28 protein-coding genes are annotated in these 26,540 nt (G+C 72.3%); 15 read left to right on the forward strand and 13 right to left on the reverse strand.

Annotated features, from left to right (window positions below; translation table 11 throughout):
• Positions 1-50 precede the first annotated feature (50 nt).
• The 5 genes from AB0M88_RS22790 (at position 51) to AB0M88_RS22810 (ending at position 8,539) form a co-directional block, all read left to right on the forward strand.
• Complete coding sequence (locus AB0M88_RS22790; protein ID WP_364105277.1) at positions 51-2,399, forward strand: ATP-binding protein; 2,349 nt, start codon at positions 51-53, stop codon at positions 2,397-2,399.
• Between the two features lie 56 nt (positions 2,400-2,455).
• Positions 2,456-3,256 (forward strand): aldo/keto reductase, encoded by an 801-nt coding sequence (locus AB0M88_RS22795; RefSeq protein WP_364105279.1) that lies wholly within the window; start codon positions 2,456-2,458, stop codon positions 3,254-3,256.
• A gap of 110 nt (positions 3,257-3,366) precedes the next feature.
• A complete protein-coding gene (hrpA, locus tag AB0M88_RS22800) occupies positions 3,367-7,275 on the forward strand; it encodes an ATP-dependent RNA helicase HrpA (protein ID WP_364105281.1) in 3,909 nt (1,302 codons plus the stop codon).
• Positions 7,276-7,350: 75 nt separating this feature from the next.
• Positions 7,351-7,740 (forward strand): DUF6401 family natural product biosynthesis protein, encoded by a 390-nt coding sequence (locus tag AB0M88_RS22805; RefSeq protein WP_364105283.1) that lies wholly within the window; start codon positions 7,351-7,353, stop codon positions 7,738-7,740.
• Between the two features lie 67 nt (positions 7,741-7,807).
• A complete protein-coding gene (locus AB0M88_RS22810) occupies positions 7,808-8,539 on the forward strand; it encodes a LamG-like jellyroll fold domain-containing protein (protein ID WP_364105285.1) in 732 nt (243 codons plus the stop codon).
• Here AB0M88_RS22810 and AB0M88_RS22815 read toward each other — a convergent pair.
• Positions 8,481-9,467: a DMT family transporter gene (locus AB0M88_RS22815; protein ID WP_364105287.1), complete on the reverse strand. Its 987-nt coding sequence runs from the start codon at positions 9,465-9,467 to the stop codon at positions 8,481-8,483. The two genes, AB0M88_RS22810 and AB0M88_RS22815, sit on opposite strands and share 59 nt — an antisense overlap.
• Before the next feature lie 81 nt (positions 9,468-9,548).
• Here AB0M88_RS22815 and AB0M88_RS22820 point away from each other — a divergent pair, with 81 nt between their 5' ends.
• Positions 9,549-10,079: a CGNR zinc finger domain-containing protein gene (locus AB0M88_RS22820; RefSeq protein ID WP_364105289.1), complete on the forward strand. Its 531-nt coding sequence runs from the start codon at positions 9,549-9,551 to the stop codon at positions 10,077-10,079.
• Positions 10,080-10,254: 175 nt separating this feature from the next.
• On the opposite strand, the gene AB0M88_RS22825 is transcribed toward AB0M88_RS22820, so the two are convergent.
• The 3 genes from AB0M88_RS22825 to AB0M88_RS22835 all read right to left on the reverse strand — a co-directional run bounded on the left by AB0M88_RS22825 (position 10,255) and on the right by AB0M88_RS22835 (position 13,429).
• Positions 10,255-10,923, reverse strand: a complete 669-nt coding sequence (locus AB0M88_RS22825; RefSeq protein WP_364105291.1) for a haloacid dehalogenase type II — start codon at positions 10,921-10,923, stop codon at positions 10,255-10,257.
• 17 nt (positions 10,924-10,940) lie between these two features.
• On the reverse strand, positions 10,941-12,170 hold the full coding sequence (locus AB0M88_RS22830) for a hypothetical protein (protein WP_364105329.1): 1,230 nt from the start codon (positions 12,168-12,170) through the stop codon (positions 10,941-10,943).
• 209 nt (positions 12,171-12,379) lie between these two features.
• Positions 12,380-13,429 carry an NAD-dependent epimerase/dehydratase family protein gene (locus AB0M88_RS22835; RefSeq protein ID WP_364105293.1) on the reverse strand — a complete coding sequence of 350 codons (1,050 nt, stop codon included), beginning with the start codon at positions 13,427-13,429 and terminating at the stop codon, positions 12,380-12,382.
• A 115-nt stretch (positions 13,430-13,544) separates the two neighbouring features.
• Here AB0M88_RS22835 and AB0M88_RS22840 point away from each other — a divergent pair, with 115 nt between their 5' ends.
• The 8 genes from AB0M88_RS22840 to AB0M88_RS22875 are packed head-to-tail and all read left to right on the forward strand — an operon-like array spanning position 13,545 to position 19,235.
• Entirely contained in the window at positions 13,545-14,204 is a 660-nt protein-coding gene (locus AB0M88_RS22840) for a glycosyltransferase family 2 protein (protein ID WP_364105295.1), read from the forward strand.
• On the forward strand, positions 14,201-14,845 hold the full coding sequence (locus AB0M88_RS22845; RefSeq protein WP_364105297.1) for a DUF2064 domain-containing protein: 645 nt from the start codon (positions 14,201-14,203) through the stop codon (positions 14,843-14,845). The genes AB0M88_RS22840 and AB0M88_RS22845 overlap by 4 nt, the downstream gene beginning before the upstream one ends.
• Complete coding sequence (locus AB0M88_RS22850; protein WP_364105299.1) at positions 14,842-15,474, forward strand: class I SAM-dependent methyltransferase; 633 nt, start codon at positions 14,842-14,844, stop codon at positions 15,472-15,474. The genes AB0M88_RS22845 and AB0M88_RS22850 overlap by 4 nt, the downstream gene beginning before the upstream one ends.
• Positions 15,447-16,757, forward strand: a complete 1,311-nt coding sequence (locus tag AB0M88_RS22855; RefSeq protein WP_364105301.1) for a molybdopterin-dependent oxidoreductase — start codon at positions 15,447-15,449, stop codon at positions 16,755-16,757. Before AB0M88_RS22850 ends, AB0M88_RS22855 begins: the two co-directional genes overlap by 28 nt.
• Entirely contained in the window at positions 16,757-17,173 is a 417-nt protein-coding gene (locus tag AB0M88_RS22860; protein WP_364105302.1) for a hypothetical protein, read from the forward strand. Before AB0M88_RS22855 ends, AB0M88_RS22860 begins: the two co-directional genes overlap by 1 nt.
• Positions 17,174-17,179: 6 nt before the next feature.
• Positions 17,180-17,476: an antibiotic biosynthesis monooxygenase gene (locus AB0M88_RS22865; RefSeq protein WP_364105304.1), complete on the forward strand. Its 297-nt coding sequence runs from the start codon at positions 17,180-17,182 to the stop codon at positions 17,474-17,476.
• A 53-nt stretch (positions 17,477-17,529) separates the two neighbouring features.
• Positions 17,530-18,228, forward strand: coding sequence for a response regulator transcription factor (locus AB0M88_RS22870; RefSeq protein WP_364105331.1), 699 nt, complete (start codon positions 17,530-17,532; stop codon positions 18,226-18,228).
• Positions 18,225-19,235 (forward strand): HAMP domain-containing sensor histidine kinase, encoded by a 1,011-nt coding sequence (locus AB0M88_RS22875; protein WP_364105306.1) that lies wholly within the window; start codon positions 18,225-18,227, stop codon positions 19,233-19,235. The genes AB0M88_RS22870 and AB0M88_RS22875 overlap by 4 nt, the downstream gene beginning before the upstream one ends.
• A 4-nt stretch (positions 19,236-19,239) precedes the next feature.
• On the opposite strand, the gene AB0M88_RS22880 is transcribed toward AB0M88_RS22875, so the two are convergent.
• From AB0M88_RS22880 to AB0M88_RS22915, 8 genes are all read right to left on the reverse strand, one after another.
• The gene (locus tag AB0M88_RS22880; RefSeq protein ID WP_364105308.1) at positions 19,240-19,932 is read right to left on the reverse strand and encodes a hypothetical protein; all 693 of its coding nucleotides are present in this window, start codon (positions 19,930-19,932) and stop codon (positions 19,240-19,242) included.
• A gap of 41 nt (positions 19,933-19,973) precedes the next feature.
• Entirely contained in the window at positions 19,974-20,195 is a 222-nt protein-coding gene (locus tag AB0M88_RS22885) for a hypothetical protein (protein WP_364105309.1), read from the reverse strand.
• Positions 20,196-20,253: 58 nt separating this feature from the next.
• On the reverse strand, positions 20,254-21,399 hold the full coding sequence (locus AB0M88_RS22890; RefSeq protein ID WP_364105333.1) for a SpoIIE family protein phosphatase: 1,146 nt from the start codon (positions 21,397-21,399) through the stop codon (positions 20,254-20,256).
• 85 nt (positions 21,400-21,484) lie between these two features.
• Complete coding sequence (locus AB0M88_RS22895; protein WP_364105311.1) at positions 21,485-21,832, reverse strand: STAS domain-containing protein; 348 nt, start codon at positions 21,830-21,832, stop codon at positions 21,485-21,487.
• A 93-nt stretch (positions 21,833-21,925) separates the two neighbouring features.
• Positions 21,926-22,267 carry a DUF3618 domain-containing protein gene (locus AB0M88_RS22900; protein WP_364105313.1) on the reverse strand — a complete coding sequence of 114 codons (342 nt, stop codon included), beginning with the start codon at positions 22,265-22,267 and terminating at the stop codon, positions 21,926-21,928.
• Positions 22,268-22,330: 63 nt separating this feature from the next.
• Positions 22,331-23,956 (reverse strand): GMC family oxidoreductase, encoded by a 1,626-nt coding sequence (locus tag AB0M88_RS22905; RefSeq protein WP_364105315.1) that lies wholly within the window; start codon positions 23,954-23,956, stop codon positions 22,331-22,333.
• On the reverse strand, positions 23,953-24,534 hold the full coding sequence (locus tag AB0M88_RS22910; protein ID WP_364105317.1) for a gluconate 2-dehydrogenase subunit 3 family protein: 582 nt from the start codon (positions 24,532-24,534) through the stop codon (positions 23,953-23,955). The genes AB0M88_RS22905 and AB0M88_RS22910 overlap by 4 nt, the downstream gene beginning before the upstream one ends.
• Complete coding sequence (locus AB0M88_RS22915; RefSeq protein ID WP_364105319.1) at positions 24,524-24,988, reverse strand: hypothetical protein; 465 nt, start codon at positions 24,986-24,988, stop codon at positions 24,524-24,526. Before AB0M88_RS22915 ends, AB0M88_RS22910 begins: the two co-directional genes overlap by 11 nt.
• Before the next feature lie 186 nt (positions 24,989-25,174).
• Between AB0M88_RS22915 and AB0M88_RS22920 the strand changes: the two genes are divergently transcribed.
• Positions 25,175-25,783, forward strand: a complete 609-nt coding sequence (locus tag AB0M88_RS22920; protein WP_364105321.1) for an NAD(P)H-dependent oxidoreductase — start codon at positions 25,175-25,177, stop codon at positions 25,781-25,783.
• Positions 25,784-25,855: 72 nt separating this feature from the next.
• Here the strand turns inward: AB0M88_RS22920 and AB0M88_RS22925 are convergent, their stop codons facing one another.
• Positions 25,856-26,188, reverse strand: a complete 333-nt coding sequence (locus AB0M88_RS22925) for a hypothetical protein (protein ID WP_364105323.1) — start codon at positions 26,186-26,188, stop codon at positions 25,856-25,858.
• Positions 26,189-26,540: the final 352 nt, after the last annotated feature.

Here is a 26,540-nt window from a genome sequence, read left to right on the forward strand (position 1 = left end):
ATCTGCCGAACCTGGCCGGTGGGGGCGATTTGCGTCTTATGCTCGCTTTAGTGAGGCCAGAAGAGGAAAACCGGGGCGAGGCGAGCACGCGCCGTGGTCGTCTCGGTGGCCCCGTGTTCGCGCTGGCCGTCCTGATCGCCGGGCTCGCCGCCACCGCCCTGATCGTCGTCGCGCTGCGGGACAACCAGCGCGACAACGCCGAGCAGGTGATGGACCAGCGGACCGCGGTCGCGCTGGCCGCCGTGCAGACCGAGACCGAGCGCTACCGGGCCCTGCTCGAGGCGACCGCGGCCGGGATCAGCACCGACGACAGCTTCACCTGGGACGACTTCGACGTCGCGACCGCGCCCCTGGCGACCGCCGGCCTCGCGGGCGCGGTCAGTGTCGCGTACGTCATCCCGAGCCGGACCGAACAGATCGCCGCGACCCAGAGCTTGTGGCGCAGCCGGGGGGCCGAAGGCCTCACGCTGCGCCCGACCGGGCCGGCCGGCACCCACTACTTCTCGATCTTCACCCGGATGCTCAACCAGGTCGGCGAGCCGCTCGACGGCGCCGACGCGCGCGGATCGCCGGAGGCCTCGGCCGCGCTCGCCTACGCCCAGCAGATCGGGCAGCCGACCGTCTCCGACACCTACGTGCTGCTGCGCGACCGCGATCTTCCGGCCGCCCAGCAGCAGCATTCGTTCGTCTTCGTGGCGCCGATCTGGACCCGCGCGCCGATCCCGGTGTTCCGGGGCTGGCTCGTTCTGGGAATGCGCGGCCAGGACTTTCTGTCCGGCGTTCTGCGTACGGTGAGTCAGGGCCAGCTCGACGGGCGACTGCTCGCCACCACGACCGGAGGTGCCCGTTCCACCGTCGCCGACTACACGGTCCCGGGGCACCCGTCCCTGAGCCGCCACAACGACTTCACGGTCGCCGACCAGGAATGGACGCTGCTCACCCGGGCCGACCCGAGCCGGCTGCCGGGCGCGCACAGCATGCTGCCGCCGATCGTGCTGATCGGCTGCCTGGCCATCACCCTCATGCTGGCCGGCCTGGTCCGGGTGCTGGCCACCGGGCGGTCCCGGGCCGTCGCCCGGGTGCACGACGCCACCCGCGAGCTGCGGGCGGCCGAGGCCGAGAGCCGCCGGCAGGCCGGCCTGCTCCGGGCGATCATGGACAGCATCGGGGACGGCGTCGGCGTGGTCGACGAGCACGGCGCGTTCCTGCTGCACAACCCGGCGGCCAAGGAACTGCTCGGCATCGACCTGGACAACGACGACCCGGACGCCTGGCAGGAGCACTACGGCCTGTTCCGGCCGGACGGGCGTACGCCGTTCCCGCTCGACGAACTGCCGCTGATGCGCGCGCTGGCCGGGCACTCGTCGAACGGCGTCGAGATGATCGTCCGCAACCCGCAGCGGCCGGACGGGCTGCTGATCAGCGTCGACGGGCAGCCGCTCGGCGACCGGGCCGGGCAGCCGGGCGCGGTCGCGGTCTTCCACGACATCACCTCGCTGCGGCGCTACGAGAACGACCTGGCCATCTTCGCCGGAGTGGTGGCGCACGACCTGAAGACGCCGCTGGCCGTCATCCGCGGGCACTGCGAGGCGGCCGACGACGAGCTCTCCCACATCGACCAGGCCGGGACCATCCGGGAGACCCTCGGCCGGGTCGTACGGGCGGTCGACCGGATGGCCGCGCTGATCGACACGCTGCTGTCCTACGCGACCGCCCGGGACGCGCCGCTCAAGGTCGTACCGGTCGAGCTGGCGCCGCTGGTCGAGGAGGTCGTGCACGACCGGGTGTCGTACCTGCCGGCCGACCGGCAGCCCGACGTCTACGTCGGCCCGATGCCCTCGGTCGGCGCCGACCCGGCGATGCTCCGGCACGTCCTGGACAACCTGATCGGCAACGCCCTCAAATACGTGCGCCCGGGCGCCACGGCACGGGTCGACATCACCGCCTCGCCCGAGCCGGGCGGCGGCGTACGGATCGAGGTCGCCGACCGTGGGATCGGCATCCCGGAGGCCGACAAACCGGAGGTCTTCGAGACCTTCCACCGCTCGACCGCGGCCGCCGGGTACGCCGGCACCGGCCTCGGCCTGGCCATCTGCAAGCGGATCGTCGAGCGGCACGGGGGCGCGATCGGCGTCGCCGACAACCCGGGCGGCGGCACGCGGTTCTTTTTCACCCTGCCCGCTGCTCTCACCCAGGAGACCGAAATGTCCGAACTCAACCTGCCCGAGGACGACGCCGCGGTGCGCAGCGCCCTGGAACGGGCCCTGGCCGAACGGGCCAACATGGAGAACTCGCGGCTGCCCGGCATGAGCGCACTGCCCGCCGCCGAGCCGAGCGCACACCACGAGCCGGCGGCCCGGCTGCGCGCGCCGGTGCCGGATCATCAGCACGGGAACTGAGGGGTCCGGTCCGCGCCGGTCGGCTCGGTCCGGGTCCGCGAGGCAAGATGGGTGCCATGACCATCCCATCCTTGCCGCTGTCCAAGGCCGCCGACGGCACCACGCCCGAGATGCCGCTGCTCGGCTTCGGCACCTGGCAGATCCGCGGCGACGCGGCCTACCAGGCGGTCCGGGACGCCCTCGAAGCCGGCTACCGGCATCTCGACACCGCCACCATGTACGGCAACGAGGCCGAGGTCGGGCGCGCGCTCAAGGACTCCGGCGTGCCCCGCGACGAGGTCTTCGTGACCACCAAGCTGCCGCCCGAGCGGGCCGGCAAGGAGCGCGCCACCCTCGACGCCAGCCTCCGGGCCCTCGGCCTCGACACCATCGACCTGTGGCTGATCCACTGGCCGCCGTCCCGGGGCCGGGCGGTCGGCGTCTGGCGTCAGTTCCTGGCCGCCCGCGAGGCCGGCCAGATCCGCGCGGCCGGCGTCAGCAACTTCGGCATCGACGAGATCGACGAGCTGTTCGCCGAGACCGGCGAGCGCCCGGCGGTCAACCAGATCCGCTTCGGCCCGACCCTGTGGGATCCGGCCGAGGTGGCGGCCCACCGCGAGCGGGGCATCGTGGTCGAGGGCTACTCACCCTTCAAGACCACCAACCTCCACGACCCGGTGCTGACCGGCATCGCCACCGCCCACGGCGTCGACCCGGCCCGGATCGTGCTGCGCTGGCACATCCAGCACGAGATCGTGGTGATCCCGAAGTCGAAGACCCCGGAGCGCATCGCCCGCAATGCCGATGTCGACGGTTTCGCCCTGACCGACCACGAGATGGCGGCCATCGACAACCTGGGCCGGCATCGGCGGCACTAGGACAGTGCTGTGAGGGACGACACGATCTTGGCAATACCTGGCCGACCACCCCCAAAGGGGCCTTAATCCAGAAGCAGCCGAACCGGGGATCTGCCTATTCTTGCTGCGCCATGTCTATAACTCCCGAGCTGCGCTCCCGCATCGCCGAACTTCTCCCCCGCGACGAGCGCCGGCTCCAGCGCCGTCTCGAGGGCACCCGCAAGATCAGAGACGAGGTGGCCCGCGGCGCGGTGCTGCAGGAGATCGCGGCCGAGGCCGAGCAGGCCCGGCTGCGCCTCGACGCGCGCCTGGCCTCGGTCCCCACGGTCACCTATCCCGCGTCGCTGCCGGTCAGCCAGCGCAAAGACGACATCCTCGCCGCCATCCGCGACCACCAGGTCGTGGTGGTGGCCGGCGAGACCGGCTCCGGCAAGACCACCCAGATCCCCAAGATCTGTCTCGAGCTGGGGCGCGGGGTGCGCGGCCAGATCGGGCACACCCAGCCCCGGCGGATCGCGGCGCGCACGGTCGCCGAGCGGATCGCCGAGGAGCTCGGGCGGCCGCTCGGGTCCACCGTGGGCTACAAGGTGCGGTTCACCGACCAGGTCGGCGACGACACGCTGATCAAGGTGATGACCGACGGCATCCTGCTCGCCGAGCTGCAGAACGACCGGATGCTGCACCGCTACGACACGCTGATCATCGACGAGGCGCACGAGCGCAGCCTCAACATCGACTTCATCCTGGGCTACCTGAAGGAGCTGCTGCCGAAGCGGCCCGACCTGAAGGTGATCATCACCTCGGCGACGATCGAGACCGCCCGCTTCGCCCAGCATTTCGCCCAGCGCGACGGAACCGCCGCCCCGGTGATCGAGGTGACCGGCCGCACCTACCCGGTCGAGGTCCGCTACCGGCCGCTGGTCACGACGACGGTCGAGGACGAGGACTCGGCGGACGGTCGCGAGGAGCCGGTCGACCAGATCGACGGCATCGCCGACGCGGTCGACGAACTCGGGCGCGAGGGCGACGGCGACATCCTCGTCTTCCTCTCCGGCGAACGCGAGATCCGCGACACCGCCGACGCGCTGAACAAACGCAACCTGCGCAACACCGAGATCGTCCCGCTCTACGGCCGGCTCAGCGCGGCCGAGCAGCACAAGGTCTTCGAACGACACTCGCAGCGGCGGGTCGTGCTCGCCACCAACGTCGCCGAGACCTCGCTGACCGTCCCCGGCATCCGCTATGTGATCGACCCCGGCACGGCCCGCATCAGCCGCTACAGCAACCGGCTCAAGGTGCAGCGGCTGCCGATCGAGGACGTCTCGCAGGCCAGCGCCAACCAGCGCAAGGGCCGCTGCGGGCGGACCGCCGACGGCATCTGCGTCCGGCTCTACTCTCAGGAGAACTTCGAGGCCCGGCCCGAGTTCACCGAACCCGAGATCCTGCGCACCAACCTGGCCAGCGTCATCCTGCAGATGACCAGCCTCGGCCTGGGCGACCTGGCCAAGTTCCCGTTCATCGACCCGCCCGACCCGCGCAACATCAACGACGGCGTGAAGCTGCTCGAGGAACTGGGCGCGCTCGATCAGCGCCGGCTCACCCCACTGGGCCGGCAGCTGGCCCAGCTGCCGGTCGACCCGCGCCTGGGCCGCATGGTGATCGAGGCCGACAAGCAGGACTGCGTCGCCGAGGTCATGGTGATCACGGCCGCGCTGTCGATCCAGGACCCGCGCGAGCGGCCGGTCGACAAGCAGCAGCAGGCCGACGAGAAGCACGCCCGGTTCACCGACAAGGAATCGGACTTCTTCAGCTACCTCAACCTCTGGCGCTACCTGCGCGAGAAGCAGCAGGAGCTCTCGGGCAACCAGTTCCGCCGGCTCTGCCGCTCGGAATTCCTCAACTACCTGCGCGTACGCGAGTGGCAGGACATCTACTCACAGTTGCGGCAGGTCGCCCGTACGCTCGGTTTGACCCTGGCCGAGGACCGCGAGGAACTGGCCGACGGCCCGCACGTGCACACCGCCCTGCTCTCGGGTCTTCTCAGCCACCTCGGTCTCAAAGAGACCGACAAGCGCGAATACCTGGGGGCCCGCGGGGCCAAGTTCGCGATCTTCCCCGGGTCGGCGCTGTTCAAGAAGCAGCCGCGCTGGGTGATGTCGGCCGAGCTGGTCGAGACGAGCCGGCTGTGGGGCCGCGTCAACGCCCGCATCGAGCCCGAATGGGCCGAGAAACTGGCGCCCCACCTGGTCAAACACAGCTACTCCGAGCCGCACTGGGAAAAGCGGCAGGGCGCGGTGATGGCCTTCGAGAAGGTCACCCTCTACGGCCTGCCGATCGTGCCCCGGCGCCGCGTCGGCTACGCCAAGATCGACCCCGTGCTGAGCCGTGAGCTGTTCATCCGGCACGCGCTGGTCGAGGGCGACTGGGAGACCCACCACAAGTTCTTCGAGGAGAACCGCAAGCTCCTCGAACGCATCGAGGAGATCGAGAACCGGGCCCGGCGCCGCGACATCCTGGTCGACGACGAGACGGTGTACGCCCTCTACGACGCCCGCATCCCGGCCGACGTGGTCTCGTCCCGGCACTTCGACGCGTGGTGGAAGAAGGCCCGCCGCACCGACCCCGACCTGCTCACGTTCACCCGCGAGCTGCTGGTCAACGCGGGCCGCGACGGGGTCGACCCCAACGCCTACCCCGACGCGTGGCTGGCCGACGGCGTACGCCTGCCGCTGAGCTACTCGTTCGAGCCCAACAGCAAGTCCGACGGCGTGACCGTGCAGGTGCCGGTGGCGCTGCTCAACAAGCTCGACCCGGAGGACTTCGGCTGGTCGGTGCCGGGCTTTCGGCGCGAGGTCGTGGTCGCGCTGATCCGGGGCCTGCCCAAGGCGCTGCGCACCAACTTCGTGCCGGTGCCGGACTGGGCCGAGGCGGTCCTCGACCGCATCCCGGCCCGCCGCGGCCCGCTGCCCGACGCGGTCGGCGCCGAGCTGCGGCGGCTGACCGGCACGGTCGTGCCGGTCAGTGCGTGGCAGCCGGCCCAGATCCCCGACCACCTCCGGATGAATTTCCGCGTCGTCGACGAGCAGGGAGCGGTGGTCGGCGAAGGCCGCGACCTCATCGCGCTGCAGCGCTCACTGGCGCCCAAGATCCAGCAGACCATCTCGGCGGCCGCCGGCGACATCGAGCGCCGGGGGATCACGACCAACGATTTCGGCGCGATTCCGCGCCGGGTCGCCCAGGTACGCGGCGGCTACGAGGTCAACGTGTTCCCGGCCCTGGTCGACGAGGGCGACTCGGTGGCGATCCGCGTCTTCGAGGACGAGCCCTCGCAACGGCTCGCGATGGTGGCCGGAACCCGGCGGCTGCTCCTGCTCACCCTGCCGCCGGCCGCCCGCTACCTGCAGGGGCGGATGGACAACCGGGCCAAACTGGAGCTGTCGCGCGCCAACCCGTACCGCTCGATCGCCGACCTGCTCGACGACTGCGCCGGGGCGGCCATCGACCAGCTGGTCACCGACGCGGGCGGCCCGGTCTGGTCGTCGGTCGAGTTCGCCTCGCTGCGCGACACCGTGCGCCAGGACCTGGTCGACGCGACCGAGGGCGTGGTGACCGAGGTGCAGGCGGTGCTCGCCTCCTCGTACGAGGTGGACCAGCGCATCCGGTCGCTGCGCGACCCGGCCATGGTCCCGGCCTTGGCCGACATCCGGCAGCAGCTCAAGGGGCTCGTGCACACCGGCTTCGTCACCGCGACCGGGTGGAAGCAGCTGCACCACCTGCCCCGCTACCTGCGCGGCATCGTCTACCGCCTCGACCGTCTCGGCGGCAACCTGGCCCGCGACCGGCAGCTGATGGCCCAGATCCACGAGATCGAGGCCGAATACCGCGAGTTGCGGACCGACCTGCCCGACAGCCCCGGCCTGAGAGAAATCCGGTGGATGATCGAGGAACTCCGGATCAACCTGTTCGCCCAGACGCTCGGCACGGCCTACCCCATTTCCGACAAACGGATCTACAAGGCGATGGACCAGCTGCCCGTGTAGCGGCTCCGTTGGCGCTCGGGTGCCGTTCGGTTACCCCCCTGTCGGGCGGCCCCGGCAGGCCCTAGCGTTCTCGCCATGACGAACGAATTCCTCGCCTTCGCCCCGATTCAGGACGCTGCCGCCGGCCCGCTGCTGGACTCCGACACCGCGCTGCTGGACGAGATGATGGCGCGGGTCGGCGTCGACGGACTGATCGCCGCGCTCACCGACGTGGCGGTGCTGGCCCAGATCGACCAGCACGCGGCGGCGATCCGCGACGCACTCTCCGAGGCCGGCCGCCGGGCCGACGCGCCCGGCCTCGCGGCGTACGCGAAGTCCATCGCGTTCGCGGCCCGGCGCGCGGGCCGCCCGCTGCCGTCACCGGGCACGGCCCCGATCTGCGGCCCCGGCTGGATGGCCGCCGACTGGCACCACATGCGCATGGTTGCCGTCTGCGCCATGGCCGACGCCAACGGCCTCCTCTAGGACCGGCCCGAGCCGCGGAGGTCGAGCAGGCGCCGTAACGGATCGGCCCGGGGGCGATCCCTTAGGTATGAAGATCGCGATTGCGCTGGCCCTGGCGGCCGGCATCGCCGGGACGGCCACGCCGGCCCTGGCGGATACACCTGCTCCCGCGGCGACGATCACCCTGGTCGCCCGCTACACGTTCGACGCCGGGGCGACCAACGGCCAGGTGCCGGACTCGTCCGGGCACGGGCCGGCGCTCACCGTGCGGACCGTCGACAACGGCGTCCTGCGGTTCCCCGGGGCGGCGACCGGCGGCCGGTACGCCGCCTTCCCCGTTGTCTGCCCGGTGACCACCCCGTGCCCGCGGAGTCTGCTCGAAGGGGCCAGCACGGCCGACCTCAACCCGGGGAACCGGACGTTCCGGTGGTCGGCCCGGGTGCTGATCAACAAGGACCAGGTCAAGGGCTCGGCCAACATCATGCAGAAGGGTGTGGCCGGCACCGGCAGTCAGTGGAAGATGCAGATCGGCGCCACCCAGGGCCGGGCCCAGTGCGTGATCGGTGGTGTCGGGCTGACCGGTGGCTACCTGGTGCGGTCGGCGACGACCGTGGCCGACGGGCGGTGGCACAAGGTCCTGTGTCAGCGTTCCGGCACCGCTCTCAGCGTCTATGTGGACGACGTGCTCAAGGGGACGGCGACCGTCCCGGCGACGCTGTCGATCTCGAACAGCCTGCCGATCCGGATCGGCGGCCCCAACTTCAAGAACGGCGACATGTATCACGGCCTGCTCGACGACGTGTACGCCGAGCTCGGCTGACCCCTCCGGCGGGCCCGGCCTCGGGAGGCCGGGCCCCTTCCACGGGAGTCAGCAGCAGCACGAGCGCGCCCAGGATCGCGGCGCCGCCGGCCAGCTGCGGCAGCGCCGGGCGGTCGCCGAGGAGGGCCACCGCGGCCAGCGTGCCGACCACCGGGGTCAGGTTGCCGAGCTGCCCGGCCCGCGCCGCGGGCACCCGGGTGATGCCCCGGTTGAAGAGGACGCTTCCGAGCACGCCGCAGACGACCACCGCCACGCAGACCGTCCAGCCGGCGGCCCCGGCCGTGTCGAGCCGGGTGCCGCCGGTCGACCAGGACGCGGCGAGGAACGGTGCCACGCTCAGCGCGCCGCCGGTGCTCTGCCACGCGCTCTGGTTGAGCTCGTCGCCGTCGCCGTTGAAGCGGCGGGTGGAGACCACGAACATCGCGGAGGCCACCACCGCGAGCAGGACCAGCACGTTGCCGAGCGTCGTGTCGGTGCCGGAGGTGCCGCCCGGTTGGAGGGCGACCAGTGCTCCGCCGGCCAGGCCGACGACCAGGGCGACGGCCGACCGGCCGGACAGGCGTTCCCGCAACACGACGAGCGCCAGCAGCACCGACAGCAACGGTTCGGCGGCCAGCAGCAGGCTGCCGCTCGATGCGCTGGTGCGGGCCAGGCCCAGGTCGCCGAAGAGGAAGGCCAGCCCGGGCACGAGCGTGCCGATCAGCATCGGGCGGAGCGCACCGCGCCGGCGCAGCCGCCCGCGCACCGCGGCGGTGATCAGCAGCGTCGCCGCCGCACCGGAGACCTCGACCGCGAGCAGGTCGGCCGGCCGCACGGTCCGCAGGGCGACGACCGAGAGGATCGTGCTCAAGCCGTAGATCGCGGCCGACAGCAGCAACGCGGTCTCGCCGGAGCGCGACCGGACCACCTCGGTGTTCAGCGTTGTCACCCTGACCTCCCTCCCGTAACCGCCATTAAGGTTTCACTGGTTACGGATCTCGTCAACCGATAAAACCTGTACGGTGGTTACATGGCAGACGCGACCGGTCTCGGCGACGAGGAGTTGCTCATCGCCGTGGCCAACACCGCCCACCAGGCGCAGGACGAGTTGACCGACGCGGGCACGGTCGCCGCCTGGTGGCCCGGCCCGAGGGACGGCGCCGCGCGGAGCAGCACTCCCCAGAGCGTCGCCACGCTGCGCGCGCTGCGCACTCTGATTCGCGGTCTGGCCCTGCGCAACAACGGCATCGAACCCGACCTGAGCGGGACGTCGGGCCTGGAGGCGCTGCCCCTGCGCCTCGACCTGCGGGGTGCGCCGACCCTCCGCGCCGACACCCCCGGTGACCTCGCCCGGGACATCGGCGCCGCGACCGTCGCGGCGCTGCTGCGGGCCACCGCCCGGCCGGGCTGGTCCCGGATCAAGGCGTGCCGGGGCGAGGACTGTCGCTGGGTCTTCGTCGACGGCTCGCGCAACACCTCGCGCCGCTGGTGTGCCATGGCGAACTGCGGCAACCGCGCCAAGGCGGCCACCTTCCGCGACCGCCACCGCACTCCCGCCTGAGACCCGGGCCGTGCTCGCGGGCCGCCGGCCGGAGCGCCCGGTCACCCACTTCTTCCGGTGAGCGAGTTCTTCGCGGTCGTCACGCTGGTGCTCGGCGGGGCGCTCACGCCGGCCGGGCAGTGGCTGGCCGACCGACCGGCGGACGTTGCCGACCCGGCGGCCCGACGCTCGACGGCTATTCGGCCGCCAGCAGTTGATCGACCACTTCGGATAGTGTCGGGCCGGTGATGTCGGGCTGCGGCCCGAGCGGGCTGGCGACCACCCCGGGCCGTGCCACCAGGGCCGCCCGGCATCCCGCGGCCAGGGCCCCGGAGATGTCCCAGGCGTGCGCGGCCACCAGGCGTACGGAAACAAGGCCGACGCCGAACCGCTCGGCCACCGCCCGGTAAGGCTCGGGAGCCGGCTTCAGCCGGCGCACCGAGTCGGCCGAGATGGCCGCGTCGAAGAGCCCGCGCAGACCGGCGAAGGTGAGCTGGGCCTCGGCGACCGCCTGCACCGAATTGGTCAGAGCGACCATCGTCACCCCGGAGGCGCGCAGCCGGGCCAGCGCCTCGGGCACTTCCGGATGCGGCGGCAGCGAACTCATCCCCTCGACGATCGCCGCGGCCTGCGCCGCGGAGACGTCCTTTCCGGTACGGGCGGCGAGCATCCGCAACGCGGCGTGCTGGGCGGTGGTGAAGTCGACGTAGTCGCCGGTCAGACCGCCCACAAAGGACAGCTGGAGCATCTGGGCGAACCACTGCGGTCGCAGCGCCGGATCGCCGAAGGTCTCGGTGAACAGCGGGTCGAGCGCGCGCAGGTCGAGCAGGGTCTCGTTGACGTCGAACGCGATGACGGTGGTCATGGCCTCATCCTTCTCCCTTACCAGGTGGTCAGCAGCAGATGGTTGACGAGCAGGGCGACCGCGGCCTGGGCGGCGAGCCACCGGCGCCGGTCGCGGGCCGGCAGCAGCCCGGCCGCGGCGACCAGCCAGACCGCGAACGGCAGCCAGATCCGTTCGACCTCGGCCTTGCTGAACCCGGAGAGGTCGGCGGCGAGAATCGCCGCGAGGGCGGCCAGGGGCACGCCGAGTCGCGCTTTCGTGACCGTACGCGGTAGGGCCGCGACCGCCGCCGGCCCGGCGCTGACCACGAGGATCGCCAGGTCGGCCCAGACCCAGTAGAGGTACGGCCGGCGGGCCGCCAGCCCCTGGTAGTACCGCTGCTGAACCAGGTGATAGCCGGTGAGCCAGTCGAAGCCGGCGGCGGTGAACGCGACCGCCACCGCCGCGGCACCGAGCACGCCCCCGATCAGCGCCGCCCGGCTGCGGCTCTTGATGACGACGGCGAGCGCGGGAAGGGCCATCAGCGCGAGCCCGTAGGAGAGGTAGCAGCCGAGGCCGAGCAGGACGCCGCCGGCGACCGGCCGTGCCCAGCCGCGCGAGGCGAGCAGCATGACCCCGGCCGAGGTGACGCCCGCGAACAGGCCGTCGGCCGAGACTCCCACCCAGACCGCCCCCGGGAACAGCACCAGGAACGGCACGCAGGCCCGGGCCAGACCGTCGTCTCCCAGGTGCCGCATGGTCTGGGGAACGGTGACCGCGACCAGGGAACCGGCCAGCACGCAGAGCAGCCCGGCCCAACCGCCGCCGTGCAGGCCGAACCGGTCCAGGCCGACGAAGACCAGCAACGCGCCCGGTGGATGCCCGGCGACGTGGGTGGTCCAGGAGCCGGGCTGGAAGTCGAGGATCCGGCCGGTGAAGCCGCGCAGCATCGCCGGTACGTCGGTGACGCCGGGGACGTCGTGCAGGTATTCCGGGCGGGTGGTCAGCCGCCCGGCGACGCCGCGCTGCCAGCCGTCGATCAGGGCCAGCGAGAGTGTCCAGGCGACGGCGGTCGCGTAGGCGGTCGCGTGCAGCGTCGCCCAGCGCAGCCGGGCGGCGAGGGCGGGGCCATAGAGGATGGTCGCGGCGGCGACCAGCAGCGCGAACGGGGTGCCGGGGCCGGCGTGGGGGAGCCAGTGGGCGTAGAGGGGGGCCGCGCTCGCCTGGACCGGATGCCCGGCCAGATAGAGCAGGCCGCCGCCGACCGCGGCCACCGCGAACAGGCCCAGCCCGATGGCCGCTGCGGTGAGATCGGTCCGTCGCCCGATCCGCGCCGCCAGGGGCGCCCTGGCGGCGGCCAATGCGGCCGGCAGGCGAGTCAGTCGCGCCGGTTGTGCTGCCGTTGCCGCGCCTGGCTGAGGGGTCAGCCGCCTCGCTCGCTCGGCCGCCGATGCGCCCGCGTGACGGGTCGTCCGGGCCTTTCGCTCCGGCGGGTCGGTCATCCGCGCAGGGGGGCGTGGGCGAACTCGGCCAGGCCGTCGGCGAGGGTGATCTGCGCGCGGAAGCCGAGTTCGGCCTCGGCCCGGGCCGGCGAGGCGACCACGTGCCGCACGACGCCGCGCCGGAACTCGCCCGTCACGACCGGTTCCGGGCCGCCGGCCGCCAGGGCCAGCCCGGCCGCCATCCCGCCGACCGTGGCCGGGCGGCCCGAGGCGACGTTGTAGGCACGCCAGCCCTCCGCGCCGGCCGTCGCGTCGAGGGCGGCCAGGTTGGCCGCCGCGACGTCCCGCACGTGGACGAAGTCGCGGCGCTGGCCGCCGTCCTCGAAGACCCGGGGCGCCCGGCCGGCCTCCAGCGCCGATCGGAAGATCGCGGCCACCCCGCTGTACGGGGTGTCCTTGGGCATCCGCGGGCCGTAGACGTTGTGATAGCGCAGGGCGGCGACCGAGCCTCCGGTCTGGCGGGCCCAGGCGGCACTGAGGTGTTCCTGGGCGAGTTTCGTCGCGGCGTAGACGCTGCGCGGGTCGAGCGGGGCGTCCTCGCCGATCTCCAGCCAGGCCAGCGGGTGGCCGCAGTGCGGGCAACCGGGCTCGAAACGGCCCGCCACCAGGTGGTCGATCCGGCGGGCGGCGGGGCGGACCGGGCCGTGGCGGTCGCAGGCGTACGCGCCCTCGCCGTACACCACCATCGAGCTGGCCAGCACCAGGCGCCGTACGCCCGAGCGGGCCATCGCGGCCAGCAGGACGGCGGTGCCGAGGTCGTTGCAGCCGACGTACTCGGGCAGGTCGTCCAGGTCGACGCCCAGGCCGACCATCGCGGCCTGGTGGACGACCACGTCGACGCCGGCGAGGAGGGGTTCGAGCGCGGCCACGTCGCGTACGTCGGCAAGCCGCAGCGGAATCCCGGCGATGGAGCCCGGCAGGGGTGCCCGATGGGCGCCCGGATGTCCGGAGTCGACGATGGTCACGTCGTCGCCGCGGGCCGCCAGGGCCTCGACGACGTGGGATCCGATGAAGCCGGCGCCGCCGGTCACGAGCACATGGGTCACGGCGCCGAGGCTAGGGCCGCGCGGGGCCGGCGGGCCATGCCCGTCATCGATCCGTAAGAACTGGTCACCTCTTCGTAAGCCCTGGTCGGGGTGCCTGTGGCTAGCGTCGCAGCTCATGACCGACGTGGTGTTGCCCTGCCGGAACGAGGCCCCGGCCCTGCCCGCCCTGCTGTCCCGGATGCCGTCCGGCTATCGGCCGATCGTGGTCGACAACGGCTCGTCCGACGGCACCGCCGACGTCGCCCGGGCCCTCGGTGCCGAGGTGGTCGCGGTGGCCGAGCCCGGCTATGGCGCGGCGGTGCACGCCGGGGTGCTGGCGAGCGATCCGGACGACGGCGTGGTGTGCGTGATGGACGCCGACGGCTCGTTCGACCCGGCGCAGCTGCCGCTGGTCGCCGGGCCGGTCCTGGACGGGAGCGCGCAGCTGGGGACGGGCCGCCGGCGTCCGGTCGGCCGCGGGGTCTGGCCGCTGCACGCCCGGATCGGCAACACGGTGCTGGCCGGCCGGATCCGGCGCACGACCGGCCTGGCCGTGCACGACATCGGGCCGATGCGCGCGGTCCGCCGCGACGACCTGCTCGCGCTCGGCCTGCGCGACCGGCGGTTCGGGTATCCCCTCGAACTGCTGCTCGCCGCGGCCCGGGCCGGCTGGCGGGTGTCCGAAGTGGACGTCGACTATCACCCGCGGGCGGCCGGCACCCGGTCGAAGGTGTCGGGCAGCGCGCTCGGCACCCTGCGCGCGGTGCGGGACATGAGCGCGGTGCTGGCCCGGTGAGCGGCACCCAGGTGATCGTGCTCGCCAAGGCGCCGGTCGCGGGCCGGGTGAAGACCCGGCTCTGCCCGCCCTGCACCCCGTCGCAGGCGGCGGCCGTGGCCGCCGCGGCGCTGGCCGACACGCTCGACGTCGTCACCGACGCTCGGGTCGGCCGGCGGATCCTGGCGGTCGACGGCGTCTACGCGGCGCCGCCCGGGTGGGATTCGGTGCCGCAGCGGGACGGGTCGCTCGGCGCCCGGATCGCGGGCGCTTTCGCCGACAGCTATCGGCGCGGCACGGCCACGGTGCTGGTCGGGATGGATACGCCCCAGCTGTCCACCCAGGACTTCGACTTGATGTTTCGGCAGCTGGCGGTGCCGGGAGGGCCGGGGGCGGTACTCGGGCCGGCGGCGGACGGCGGATGGTGGGCGCTCGGGCTGCGCGACGGCCGGCACGCGGCGGTTCTGGACGGCATCGTGACGTCGACGGCGACCACCGGAGCGGAAACCCGGTCGGCTCTGCGCCGGCGGGGCCTGCGGGTGGCGTCCCTGCGGATCCTGACCGATGTGGACACCGCGGCCGACGCGTATGCGGTGTCGGCCCTCTGCCCGGCCGGCTCCCGGTTCCGGGCCGTGATGGCTTTTGAAGGGGCTGGACGGTGAGCGCGGCCGCGCTGTTCGATGCCGCGTTCCGCAACGTGGTCTCGGGCCGGGCCGCCACCTTCACGGTGCGGCATCCGGCCGGCGGGATCCACCGGTTCGAGCCCGAGCAGTGGTGCCGGGACGCGCTGCCCGGCGACCGCGCCCTGCTCGAACCCTGCACCGGGCCGACCCTCGACGTCGGCTGCGGACCCGGACGGCTGGCCGCGGCCCTCGCGGCGGCCGGAACGCCCGCCCTGGGCATCGACGTCAGCCCGGCCGCGGTGCGGCTCGCCCGCTTGCGCGGCGCCGCCGCGCTGTGCCGGGACGTCTTCGGGCCGCTGCCCGGCGCCGGGCGCTGGCGGCACCTGCTGCTGGCCGACGGCAACGTGGGCATCGGGGGTGATCCGGCGCGGCTGCTCGCCCGGTGCCGCGGGCTGCTCGGGCCGGGCGGAAGCATCCACGTCGAGCTCGCCCCGCCGGGTACGCCCAGCTGGTCGGGTCGCACCGCGGTGGCGGGGTCGGGAGCCCGGCTGCCGTGGGCGGTGCTTTCCCGGGACGACGTGGCTACACCGGCGGGCGCCGCGGGGTTGCGCGTCCTCGACACGCGGACGGAGGCCGGGCGATGGTTCGCCGTTCTGACCGCCCGCTGAACGAACCGGCCCTCCCCGCTGCCCCGGCCGGGCCCGCCGGTCGTGTCCGGCGCCTGGTGACCTGGCTGATGGAGCAGCCGTTGCCGGTGCCGCCCGAGCGGTTGCGGCGCGGGCCGTTCCGGGAGGGTGCGTTCGGGCCCCGCTCGACCCGGCTGACGAGCCAGCTCGGGCTGCTGCTCGGGGTCGCGTTCGGGGTCTGCTTCGTCACCGGGCTGCTCAGCCACCTGATCCAGCACCCACCGGGGTGGTTCTGGTGGCCGTCGCGGCCGGTCTGGCTCTACCGCGCGACCCAGGGCGTGCACGTGGCGACCGGCCTCGCGTCGATCCCGCTGCTCGGCGCCAAGCTGTGGTCGGTCTATCCGCGGCTGTTCACGTGGCCGCCCGCCCGCACGCTGCTCCAGGCGGCCGAGCGGGGCGGGGTCGCGGCGCTGGTCGCGGGCGCGTTGTTCCAGCTGACCAGCGGGGTGTTCAACATCGCCCGCTGGTACACCCCGATGCCGTTCTTCTTCACCACCGGGCACTACTGGGTGGCCTGGCTGACCGTCGGGGCGCTGCTCGTGCACGTCTCGGTTCAGCTGCCGGTCGTGCGCGACGCCCTGGGGACAAGGTCCGAAAAGCGTCGTACCCGGCTGCTTGACTCACCCCACCCAGTGCGGGTTGGGGCGGAGGCCGGCGAGGCGGACCCCGGGCGGCGGCACGTGCTGCTCGGGGCCGGGATCGCGGCCGGCCTCATCACGGTGACCACGGTCGGGCAGACGGTCCGGCCGCTCTCGCGGATCGCCGTGCTGGCCCCGCGCCGGCCCACAATCGGACCGCAGGGCCTTCCGGTCAACAAGACGGCCCTCGGTGCGGGGGTGCGGGAGAGCGCGTCGGACCCGGCGTACACCCTGACCGTGACCGGCCCGGCCGGGCCGGTGCGACTGGATCTGGCCGCGCTCAATGCCCTTCCGCAGTACACCGTGGTGCTGCCGATCGCCTGCGTGGAGGGCTGGAGCGCCTCCGGCACCTGGACCGGCGTGCGCCTGCGCGATCTGGTGGAGATGGTCGGTGCCGACCCGGGCCGGGCCCATGTGCTGGTCGAATCGTTGCAGGCGGGCGGCCACTACGGGAGTTCGACCGTCGAGCCGCCGCTGACCGCGGATTCCTTCACGCTGATCGCGCTGCGGCTGCGAGGCGAGGTGCTGCATCTCGACCACGGCTATCCGGCCCGGCTGATCGCGCCGAACCGGCCCGGGGTGCTGCAGACGAAGTGGGTCGGGCGCCTGACTGTGCGGGAGGCGTGATGAGAAGACCGTTGCTGGTCGCGGGCGTGCTCGCGATGCTCTATGCCGCCGTCGGTTCGGTGCTCGAACTCGGCGGCAAGCTCGGCGGGGTGTTGATTTTCCTCGTCGCCGTGCTGGTGGTGCATGACGCGATCTGGTCGCCGCTGGTGCTGCTGGCCGGCAAATTGTTACGGGGTCCGGTGGTCCGGACGGCCGCGATCGTGGTCGCCGCCCTGACGGTGACCGCGCTGCCGCTCGCGTTCGGGCTCGGCCGGACCGCCGACAACCCGTCGGCGCTACCCCTGGATTACGGCCGGAACCTGGCCCTGCTGCTGCTCGGTGTCGCCGGGGCGACGGGGGTGATTCTCGCCGTGCGACGTAAGAAACGGGCGCGAGCGGACGCACACCCTAGGAAAGTCCGGCACTACGAAAGGTGACATGGCATGAGCGTTCGGTATGGGGTCCTCGCGCAGTTGGAGGCCAAGCCGGGTAAGGGCGCCGAGCTGGCCGCCTTCCTGGAGGCGAGGCGGGCGCTCGCGGTCGCCGAGGAGGGCACGGTGACGTGGTACGCGTTCCGCATTTCCGAGTCCCGTTTCGGCATCTTCGACACGTTCGAGACCGAGGACGCGCGCACCGCCCACCTGCAAGGCCAGATTCCGGCCGCGCTCGGTGAGGTGGCTCCGGAACTGCTGGCCGCCGCGCCGAGCATCGAGACCGTCGACATCGTCGCGGTCAAGTAGCCGTAAGAATTTCACAACGGGCAACCGGGGAAAGGGTCGGTAGCGTCCTGATGATGGGACAGAGCGTGCTGGTCGTCGACGACGACCCCACTGTCAGCGACGTAGTCCGGCGCTATCTGGAGCAGGCCGGCTGCCGGGTGCGGCTGGCCGGCGACGGTGGCTCCGGGCTCGCCGCGATCGACGCCGAGCGGCCCGATCTGGTGGTGCTCGACATCATGATGCCGGGCATCGACGGGCTCGAGGTCTGCCGGCGGCTGCGCGGCACCCACCCCGGCCTGCCGGTGATCATGCTGACCGCGCTCGGCGAGGAGATCGACCGGGTGCTCGGGCTCGAGGTGGGCGCCGACGACTACGTGACCAAGCCGTTCTCGCCCCGGGAGCTCGTGCTGCGGGTGCGTTCGGTGCTGCGCCGGGTCGCCGGGCCGCCGGCCGAGGAGGCGCCGGAGACGCTCACCGACGGCGACCTGACGGTCGACACGGCCCGGCGGATCGCCCGCCGCGGCGGGGTGCCGCTCGCGTTGACCGTACGCGAGTTCGACCTGCTCGTCTTTTTGATGACCCACCCGCGCAAGGCCTGGTCGCGCACCGAGTTGCTGGGCCGGGTGTGGGGCTGGCAGTTCGGCGACCAGTCGACGGTGACCGTGCATGTGCGCCGGCTGCGGGAGAAGATCGAGTCCGATCCGGCCGATCCGGCCCGGGTGCTGACCGTGTGGGGCGTCGGCTACCGCTACGAGCCGGTGGCCGTCCGATGATCTCGCTGGAGATCGGGCTCTACGCGCTGGCCGCCGGGGGCGTCGTCGGGGCCGGCGGCGCGGTCGTGCTGCGGCTGCTCCGGGGCCGCTCGATCCTCACCCACACCGTCGTGATGCTCGCGGTGACCGTGCTGGCCGTGGTCGCCGGGGTGGTCGCGGTGGCCAAGGCGATGTTCCTGTCCGGGCACGACCTGCGGGTCGTGTTGATCACGGTGAGCGCGTCGGCGCTGGTCAGCCTGGCCGTCGGCGCGGTCTTCGGCCGGCGGCTGGCCGCCTCGGCGGTCTGGGCGGAGACCGCCCGCGAACGGGAACGGCACCTCGAGGCCGGACGCCGCGAGCTGGTCGCCTGGGTCTCGCACGATTTGCGTACGCCGCTGGCCGGTCTCCGCGCGATGGCCGAGGCCCTGGAGGACGGTGTGGTCGTCGACCCGCTCACGGTCGCCGACTACCACGCCCGGATCCGGGTCGAGGCCGACCGGATGACTCAACTGGTCGACGACCTGTTCGAGCTGTCCCGCATCAACGCGGGCGCACTGCGGCTCGCCCCGACCCGGGTGCCGCTGCGGGAGGTGGTCTCCGACGCGATCGCCGGTATCGCCCCGCTCGCCGCCAGCAAGCGGATCACGCTGGTGGCGGCCGAGACCGGCTGGCCGATCGTGCAGGCGGGAGAGCGGGAACTGGCCCGGGTGGTCAGCAACCTGCTGGTCAACTCGGTGCGCTACACGCCCGAGGCGGGGACCGTGCAGATCGACGCCGGACACGGGCAGGACGGCGTCTGGCTCGCGGTCTCGGACACCTGCGGGGGCATCCCCGACGGCGATCTCGACCGGGTCTTCGAGGTCGCCTTCCGCGGCGAGCGCGCCCGGACCCCGGGCGCCGGGGGAGGGCTCGGGCTGGCGATCGTACGCGGCCTGGTCGAGGCCCACGGCGGCCGCGTCGACGTGCGCAACACCGGGCACGGCTGCCGGTTCGAGGTGCGCCTGCCCGACCTCGTGGGCGTGCGGTGAGAGCCTACTGACCGAGGCTGCCGACGCCCTTGGCGATCACGAGTACGGAAATCACCAGAGCCGACGTGGACTCGATGCCCATGAGGATCTTCGCGCGGGTCGACAGCGGCATGGTGTCGGTCGGGCTGAAGGCCGAGGAGTTGCTCAGCGACACGTACAGATAGTCGACGATCGCGGGCACCCAGTCGCTGACCCGGCTCGAGCCGGCCTGCACCTCGTCGACGGCGTCGTGGTCCTCGTCCTGCGGGAACCGGAAGTCGGCCGGGGCCAGCTGGTGGCGGGGGAGGTGGGTGCGGGCGACCGGCCCGCCGCGATCCAGTTCCCAGAACGCGAGCCCGTAGACGATCACGTTGGTCAGCCACACCTGCCCGGCGGCGATCAGCAACTCGACGGCCCGGGAGTTGCCGGTGGTGACCAGCTGCCGCAGCAGCAGCACCAGCGCCACCACGTTGGCCAGGGCGATGAGGCCGACCAGGGTCAGCGCGGCCGCGCGCTCCCACGGATTGTCCCGGGTCATCCGGCGCGGGTTGACGATGACGAGCGCGGCCAGCAGCACGACCTCGAGCACCGGGATGACCAGGCGGGGCCCGAGGATCAGCTGCTCGGGCAGCAACGCGTAGAGCGCGATGGCCGCGACCACGACCAGGGCGGACGGCAGGCGCGCCTCGCCCCGCCGGGCCTTGCCTGCCGACACCACCGGCCCAGCATGCCTCACACCGGTGGCGGTTGGTTCACCCATCAGCTTTCCTGATCGTCCAGGCGGTCGGCGCGGCGCTCGATCGCCTGCGCTTCCGCGGTGACCTGATCGCCCAAACTGTGCAACCGGCGCCGCGCCTCCTCCTCCGGGGCGGCCTCGGCGCTGCGATGCAACGTCGCTTCCGCTTCCTCCAGCTGGGTCGCGGTGGAGTGCATCGCCGCGGTGGTGCGCTCCCGGTTGCCGGCTCGTTCACCCGTGGTCATTGCCGACCCTTACCCAGGCGGGGCGATTTACCCACATCACGAATTCGCCTCGGAAGTCCTACTTGGGCACGCCGATCGCCATGACCGCGGTGTCGTCCTCCAGGCCGGCGGCGAAGCCGTCCAGCAGGTCGACGAAGGCGTCGACGGTGGAGGCGGCACCGGCCGGGGACAGGTCGTTCGCGAAGGCGGTGACCGCTTCCACGCCGAATCGCTGCCGGCCGATGCCGGTGCGGGCCTCGGTGACGCCGTCGGTGTAGAGCACCAGGGTGTCGCCGCGCCGCGCGGTCAGCACCGTGTTGGTGTAGGTCGAACTCGGGAACACCCCGACCAGCCGCCCCTTGGTGGGGTGCCGGCCGGCCGTCCCGTCGGCCCGCAGGAGCAGTGGTTCCGGATGCCCACCGCTGGCGACCACCGCGCTGAAGCCGTCGTCCTCCAGCGTCAGGATGCCGAACACCACGGTGCAGTAGCGGGCGTCCTGGCGATACTCCTGATAGAGCACCTGATTGAGATTGTTGAGGACGGCGGCCGGATCGGGGTCGTAGACCGCGGCGGCCCGCAGCGTGTAACGGGCCAGCGCGGTCACCGCGGCGGCGTCGACGCCCTTGCCGCTGACATCGCCCAGGAAGAACCCCCAGCGGCCGTCGTTCAACCGGAAAAGGTCGTAGAAGTCGCCGCCGACCTCGTCGACCGACGCCATCCGGTAGTGCGCCGCGACCTCCAGCCCGGGTGGCGTCTGCAACACCGAGGGCAACAGGCTGCGCTGCAGGTCGGCCACGAGGTGCCGCAGCCGGCCACCCTCGTTCTCGGCGACCCGGCGGGCATGGAGAAGCTCCTGTTCGTAGGCGCGCCGGTCGCGGCCGTCGAAGACGATGGTCCGGACCACGTCGGGACGGCCGTCGCCGCCGGTCCGCACGATCGAACTGACCAGGACGGGAAACGTGCCGCCGTCCTTCGTGCGCAGGTCGAGCGAGATGCCGCTGATCTCGCCCTGCATCGCGAGCAGAGGCGCCAGGTGGGTCTCGTAGTAGAGGCGGGCGCCGACCGTGAGCAGATCACCGAGCCGCCTGCGCCCGACCAGCTCGTCGCGGGTGAAGCCGAGCCAGTCGAGGAGGGTCGCGTTGACTTTGACGATGGTGCCGTCGGGCCGCGAGGTCAGATTGCCGCAGGGGGCATGCTCGAACAGGTCGTCGGCGCTGTCGTCCACCAATGCAGGAACCTTGCCTCGTCGTGATCGACGCCGCGTCGCCCGCACGGCGTATCCACCAGCGTATCTTGGTGCCGGCGGACGACTATTCCGGGACGGCGGCCGCCTGCTCAGGGCCGCACAGGACCTCGTCCAGGCCCGTGACGGCCAGGATGCGCTGAGCCGCCACGCTGGGGTTGACCACCGCGAAGCCGCGGCCCTCCTCCTGCGCGTGGTTGAGGCCGCTGATCAGCACCCCCAGCGCGCTGGAATCGAGGAACCCGACCCCGGCCAGGTCGACCCGCACCGCGGTGACCTCCGGGGACTCGACCTGCTCGAACAGCAGTGCCTGCACGGTCGAGGCGCTGGCCAGGTCGAGCTCGCCGCTGAGCAGGATGGTGGACACACCGGCCTCGCGCGTCATGCGGTGACGCCAGATCGGCGATGACTCCATGGACAGCTCCTTGCGGCTAGGTACGCCTATCCTGCCCCATCGGCCGATGCGGATCAGAGGCGACGACGCGGATGGTGTCCGGCGTCGGGCCGGTCAGGCCCGTTTCCGCCGGACCAGCACGACCACCAGGCCGGCCACCGCCGCGACCGCGCCGATCAGGGCCCACGGGAGCGGACGGCGCACCTGGGGCGGCAGCTGATCCTTGGCCGACACGGCGGTCTCGGTGAGCGCGCCGGCGGCCTGCGCGGCCCGGTCCGACGCCGAGGCGAGCTTCTGCCTCGCCTGGCCGGCGGCGTCACCGATCGCGCCCTTCGCCCGCGTCTTCACGTCGGCCTTGGCGGCCAGGGCCTCGACCGTGTCGCCCAGATCGGCCCGGGTCGCCGCGATCTCGCTGCGCAGCGCCTGGGGATCGGTGGGGGTATCCGAATCGCTCATGACGTCCGGGATGCCCGCGGACCCGCCGTCTGAAACCGGCCACCACCCACCGGTGGCCAGGCCCTACGCCCGGCCCCGGATGCGGTCGGCGGCGCGGGCGGCGACGGCCATGATGGTCAGGGCCGGGTTCGCGCTGCCCTGGGTGGGCAGCACGCTGCCGTCGGTGATCAGGAGATTGGGTACGGCGAACGCGCGGCAGTCGGCGTCGACCACGCCGTGCCGCTCGTCGGCCGCCATCCGGGCGCCGCCGACCAGGTGGGCGTACCGCTTGATGGTGATCACCTCGTCGGCCCCGGCGGCGTGCAGGATGTCTTCCATCACCTTCTGCGCGGCTCGCATCAGCTGCTTGTCGTTGTCGCCCTGGCTGTAGGAGAACCGGGCGACCGGCAGGCCGTGGCGGTCCTTCTGGTCGGCCAGGGTGACCCGGTTGCCGGCCTGCGGCAGGAACTCGCACAGCGCGCCGAGACACGACCAGTGCACGTAGTCGCTCATGTATTCGCGCAGATTGTGGCCCCAATGGCCCTGGGCGGCGACGTGTTCGGCCCAGGTGATCGGCAGCGGCGAGACCGTCTGGATCGAAAACCCTCTTCGGTACGGCTTGGCCGGGTCGGTCTCGTAGAACTGCTCGGAGCTGACCTCGGGCGGCGGCGACTTGTACATCCGTACCTCGGCGTCGAACCGGCCCGCGGTCTGCGGGGCGCCCTGCACCATGAGGTATCGTCCGACCTGGTCGAAGTCGTTGCACAGCCCGTCGGGAAACCGCTTCGAGGCCGAGTTGAGCAGCAGGCGCGGCGTCTCGATCGAATATCCGGCGACCGCGACCATCCGGGCCCGCTGGAACCGGCTGATGCCGTCGCGGACGTAATGCACCCCGGTCGCCCGGCCGGTCCGCGGATCCACCTCGACCCGGGTGACCATCGAGTCGGGGCGGACCTCGGCGCCGTGCGCGAGGGCGTCCGGGATATGGGTGATCAGCGGCGACGCCTTGGCGTTGACCTTGCAGCCCTGCAGGCAGAAACCGCGGTAGATGCAGTGCGGCCGATTGCCGAAACGGCCGTTGACGATCGCCACCGGACCGACCTTCGCGGTGATTCCCGCCTTGCGGGCACCGCGCAGGAAGATCTCGCCGTTGCCGCCGACCGGATGCGGGCGATGCGGGTACGAGTGCGGGTCGCCCCACGGCCAGGCGTCGCCGGCGACCGGCAGCTCCTCCTCGATCGCCGCGTAGTAGCCCTTCAGGTCGTGATAGGAAAGCGGCCAGTCGGCGCCGACGCCGTCGCGGGTGTACGTCTCGAAGTCGCTCGGGTGGAAGCGCGGGGTGTAGCCGGCGTAGTGGACCATCGACCCGCCCACGCCGCGCCCGGAGTTGTTGGAGCCCAGCGGCACCGGGTCGGCGCCGTCGATGACCCGCGGCTCCGTCCAGTACAGCCGGTGCGAGCCGGCCTCGTCGCTGACCCAGTCGCGGTCCGGATCCCAGAACGGGCCGGCATCGAGCGCGACCACGGTCCAGCCGGACCGGGCCAGCCGCTGGGTCAGCACCGAGCCGCCGGCGCCACAGCCGACGACCACCAGGTCGACCTCGTCGGTGTCGTCGAAGCGGCGCATGTCCCGCCGCAGTCCGTGGTTGGTGCGGGTGCCGTCGTTCGGGATCAGCCAGGCCGACTCGTTGCGTTCGCGTACCGGGTTCATCGCAGAGGATCCTCGTCCGGCCGGGCGTCGCGGACCTCGAACGGCTCCCGGCGGTCGACGCCCGTGTTCTTGTATCCGCGCGGGTAGGCGGGGCCCGGGAAGCCCATCTCCGACCACGCGTCCGGGTGGGCGTAGAAGGCGGTGCACGCGTACCGGGTCCACAGGCTCCATACCCGGGACGCCGGCAGGCCGTGCCAATCACCCTCGGCGTCCTGTACGCCCTGGATCAGCGCGTCCTGTTCCTTCTCGGTGGCCTCGGCGAACCCGTCCTCCCGCAGCGCGGCGAGGGTGTCGCGCCAGGCCTGACCGTCCTCCGGCATGTCGGCGTAGCGCCAGCCGTCGGTCTGCGCCTCGGCCAGCCGCGCGTCGATCATCGCCGCGACCGGGATCCGGCCGTCGCCGCCCTGCCCGAGCAGCCGGTCGCACAGCACGGTGGCGATCGCCTGCTCGTGGGGGGTGAAGAAGCGGAAGTCGCGTACGTTGCTCACCCGCTCGAGCACGACGCCGGCGGTCACCGGATCCCAGTGCCGCTGCTGGGCGAGCGCGTCGAAACCGGGAAAGCGGGGATCAGCGCTCACGTCGCAGCACCGCCGCCAGCAGGCCCATCCCACCGACCATGGTCACCAGCAGCGGCGCCAGCAGCGGCGGCCCCATCTCCAGGTTGTAGCGGGCGTTACGCCAGCCGCCGGGCTTCTGCGCGATGCCCCGGGCGTGAAGGTATGTGCCCTGCAGCCCGTTCGCGACGATGGCGGCCGACGCGATCGGCAGCGCCGTCTTGGCCATCCGCCGGCTGAAGAAGCCCGCGACCCCGGCCGCCGCCCCGACCGGGCCGAGCGCGACCGGAACCCACATCATCTTGTTGCCGAAGCTCGCCGAGTCGTGCTCGAAATAGATCTCGGCCGCGGTCACCAGGGCCCCCGCCGCGGTCAGCGCGGACAGGCTGCGCTCGAAACGCCCGGTCTCGACGTTGCCGACCATGCGGTCGATGTCCCATCGCACCGTCGACGACGGCTTCCGCCGGACTCGCATCATGCCCCCAAAGCTCCGCAACTGCCGTATTCGGGCCGTCGAGTGGATGCCCTCCTATCCGCCCGGCCAAACGAAGACGGCTGTCGACTAAGTCACTGGTCCGCGGGCCACCGGAACTGGTTTGTGGGGTCACCGGGACGGGGAAGTCCGTGGCGGCCGGCCCGGACCGTCCGGAAGGAGAACCCCGACGTGACCACCCTGCGCGCCCTCGTGCTCTGCTGCTCGCTCAAACCCTCACCGGCGCCGTCAAGCTCGGAACTGCTCGGCCGGGAGGTGCTCACCGCGCTGGCCGACCACGACGTCGACGGCGAGATCGTGCGGGTCGCCGACCACGGCGTACGGTTCGGGGTCTCCACCGACGAGGGTGACGGCGACGGCTGGCCGGCGATCCGGGAGAAAATGCTCGCCGCGCAGATCCTGGTCATCGCGACGCCGATCTGGATGGGCCAGCCCTCCAGCATCTGCAAGATGGTGCTGGAACGCCTCGACGCCGAACTGTCCGAGACCGACGACCGGGGCCGCCTGCTGACCTACGGCAAGGTCGCCGCGGTCGCGGTGGTCGGCAACGAGGACGGCGCCCACCACGTCACCGCCGAGGTGTTCCAGGCACTCAACGACGTCGGCTTCAGCATCGCGGCGGCGGCCGGCACCTACTGGGTCGGCGAGGCGATGGGCAAACTCGACTACGACAAGGCCGGCCCGAAGCCCGACACCACCGGCGGAGCCACGAAGACCCTGGCCGCCAACACCGCCCACCTCGCCCGCCTGCTGCAGGCCGAACCCTATCCGGCGACGTGATCCCTCAGCTGAGATGGAACTTCGGGTCGGCGGCCAGCGCGGCCAGCCGCGGAACGGTCAGGGGCAGCATGGTCAGCGCCTTGAGGCTGCTGGCACCGTTGACCGCGTTGCGGCTCTGGGCCGCATAGACGACGGTGACGCCTGGCAGTCGTCGCGCATGCTGCAGAACGTGCCGGCCAGCACGCACGGACCGGTGGCGGTCACCGGGTCGCCGGGCGTGTGCACCTCAGCCAGGAGACGGCCGGTCCGGTCGCCCTTCGACACGGCGGCCGCGGCGAGGTAGCTCCAGCCGTCGCCGTCGACCTGGGCCTGATGCTCCTGAAGGGGCAGGCCGGAGCCGGTCTTGCCGGCCGGCCGGGCCCAGCCGGCCGGGACCGAGCGGGTGACCAGCTCGAGCAGCTTCACGCCCAGGTCATAGCGGCTGCCGAAACCGGGGCGGTCGCGTCCTCCTGGGGCTGACCGTCGCCGTCGAGCGGCCACGACGGCTTCGTGTCGGTCGGTTGGGGAATGGCGGCAGCGGTCACCGGCGGCGTCTCTCGGGGCTGCGGCTCGACGGCCCGCACCTGCCCGCTGAACGACGTCGACCGCGCCCGGTCGACGTCGTTTGGCGGCCAGAGGCCATATCTTGCTCTAACCAGTGCGCGTATTCGATCAGATGCGATTAGGGCGTGTATCGAAGTCGGCGGTGCCGGTTGATGTTCACGGCGTGGCGTTGATCGATAAATAGCGAGGTCTCCGGTAGATGGCTTAACGACCA

Origin of the sequence: Actinoplanes sp. NPDC051411 (assembly GCF_040682075.1) — a bacterium.
Taxonomy (GTDB): Bacteria; Actinomycetota; Actinomycetes; order Mycobacteriales; family Micromonosporaceae; genus Actinoplanes.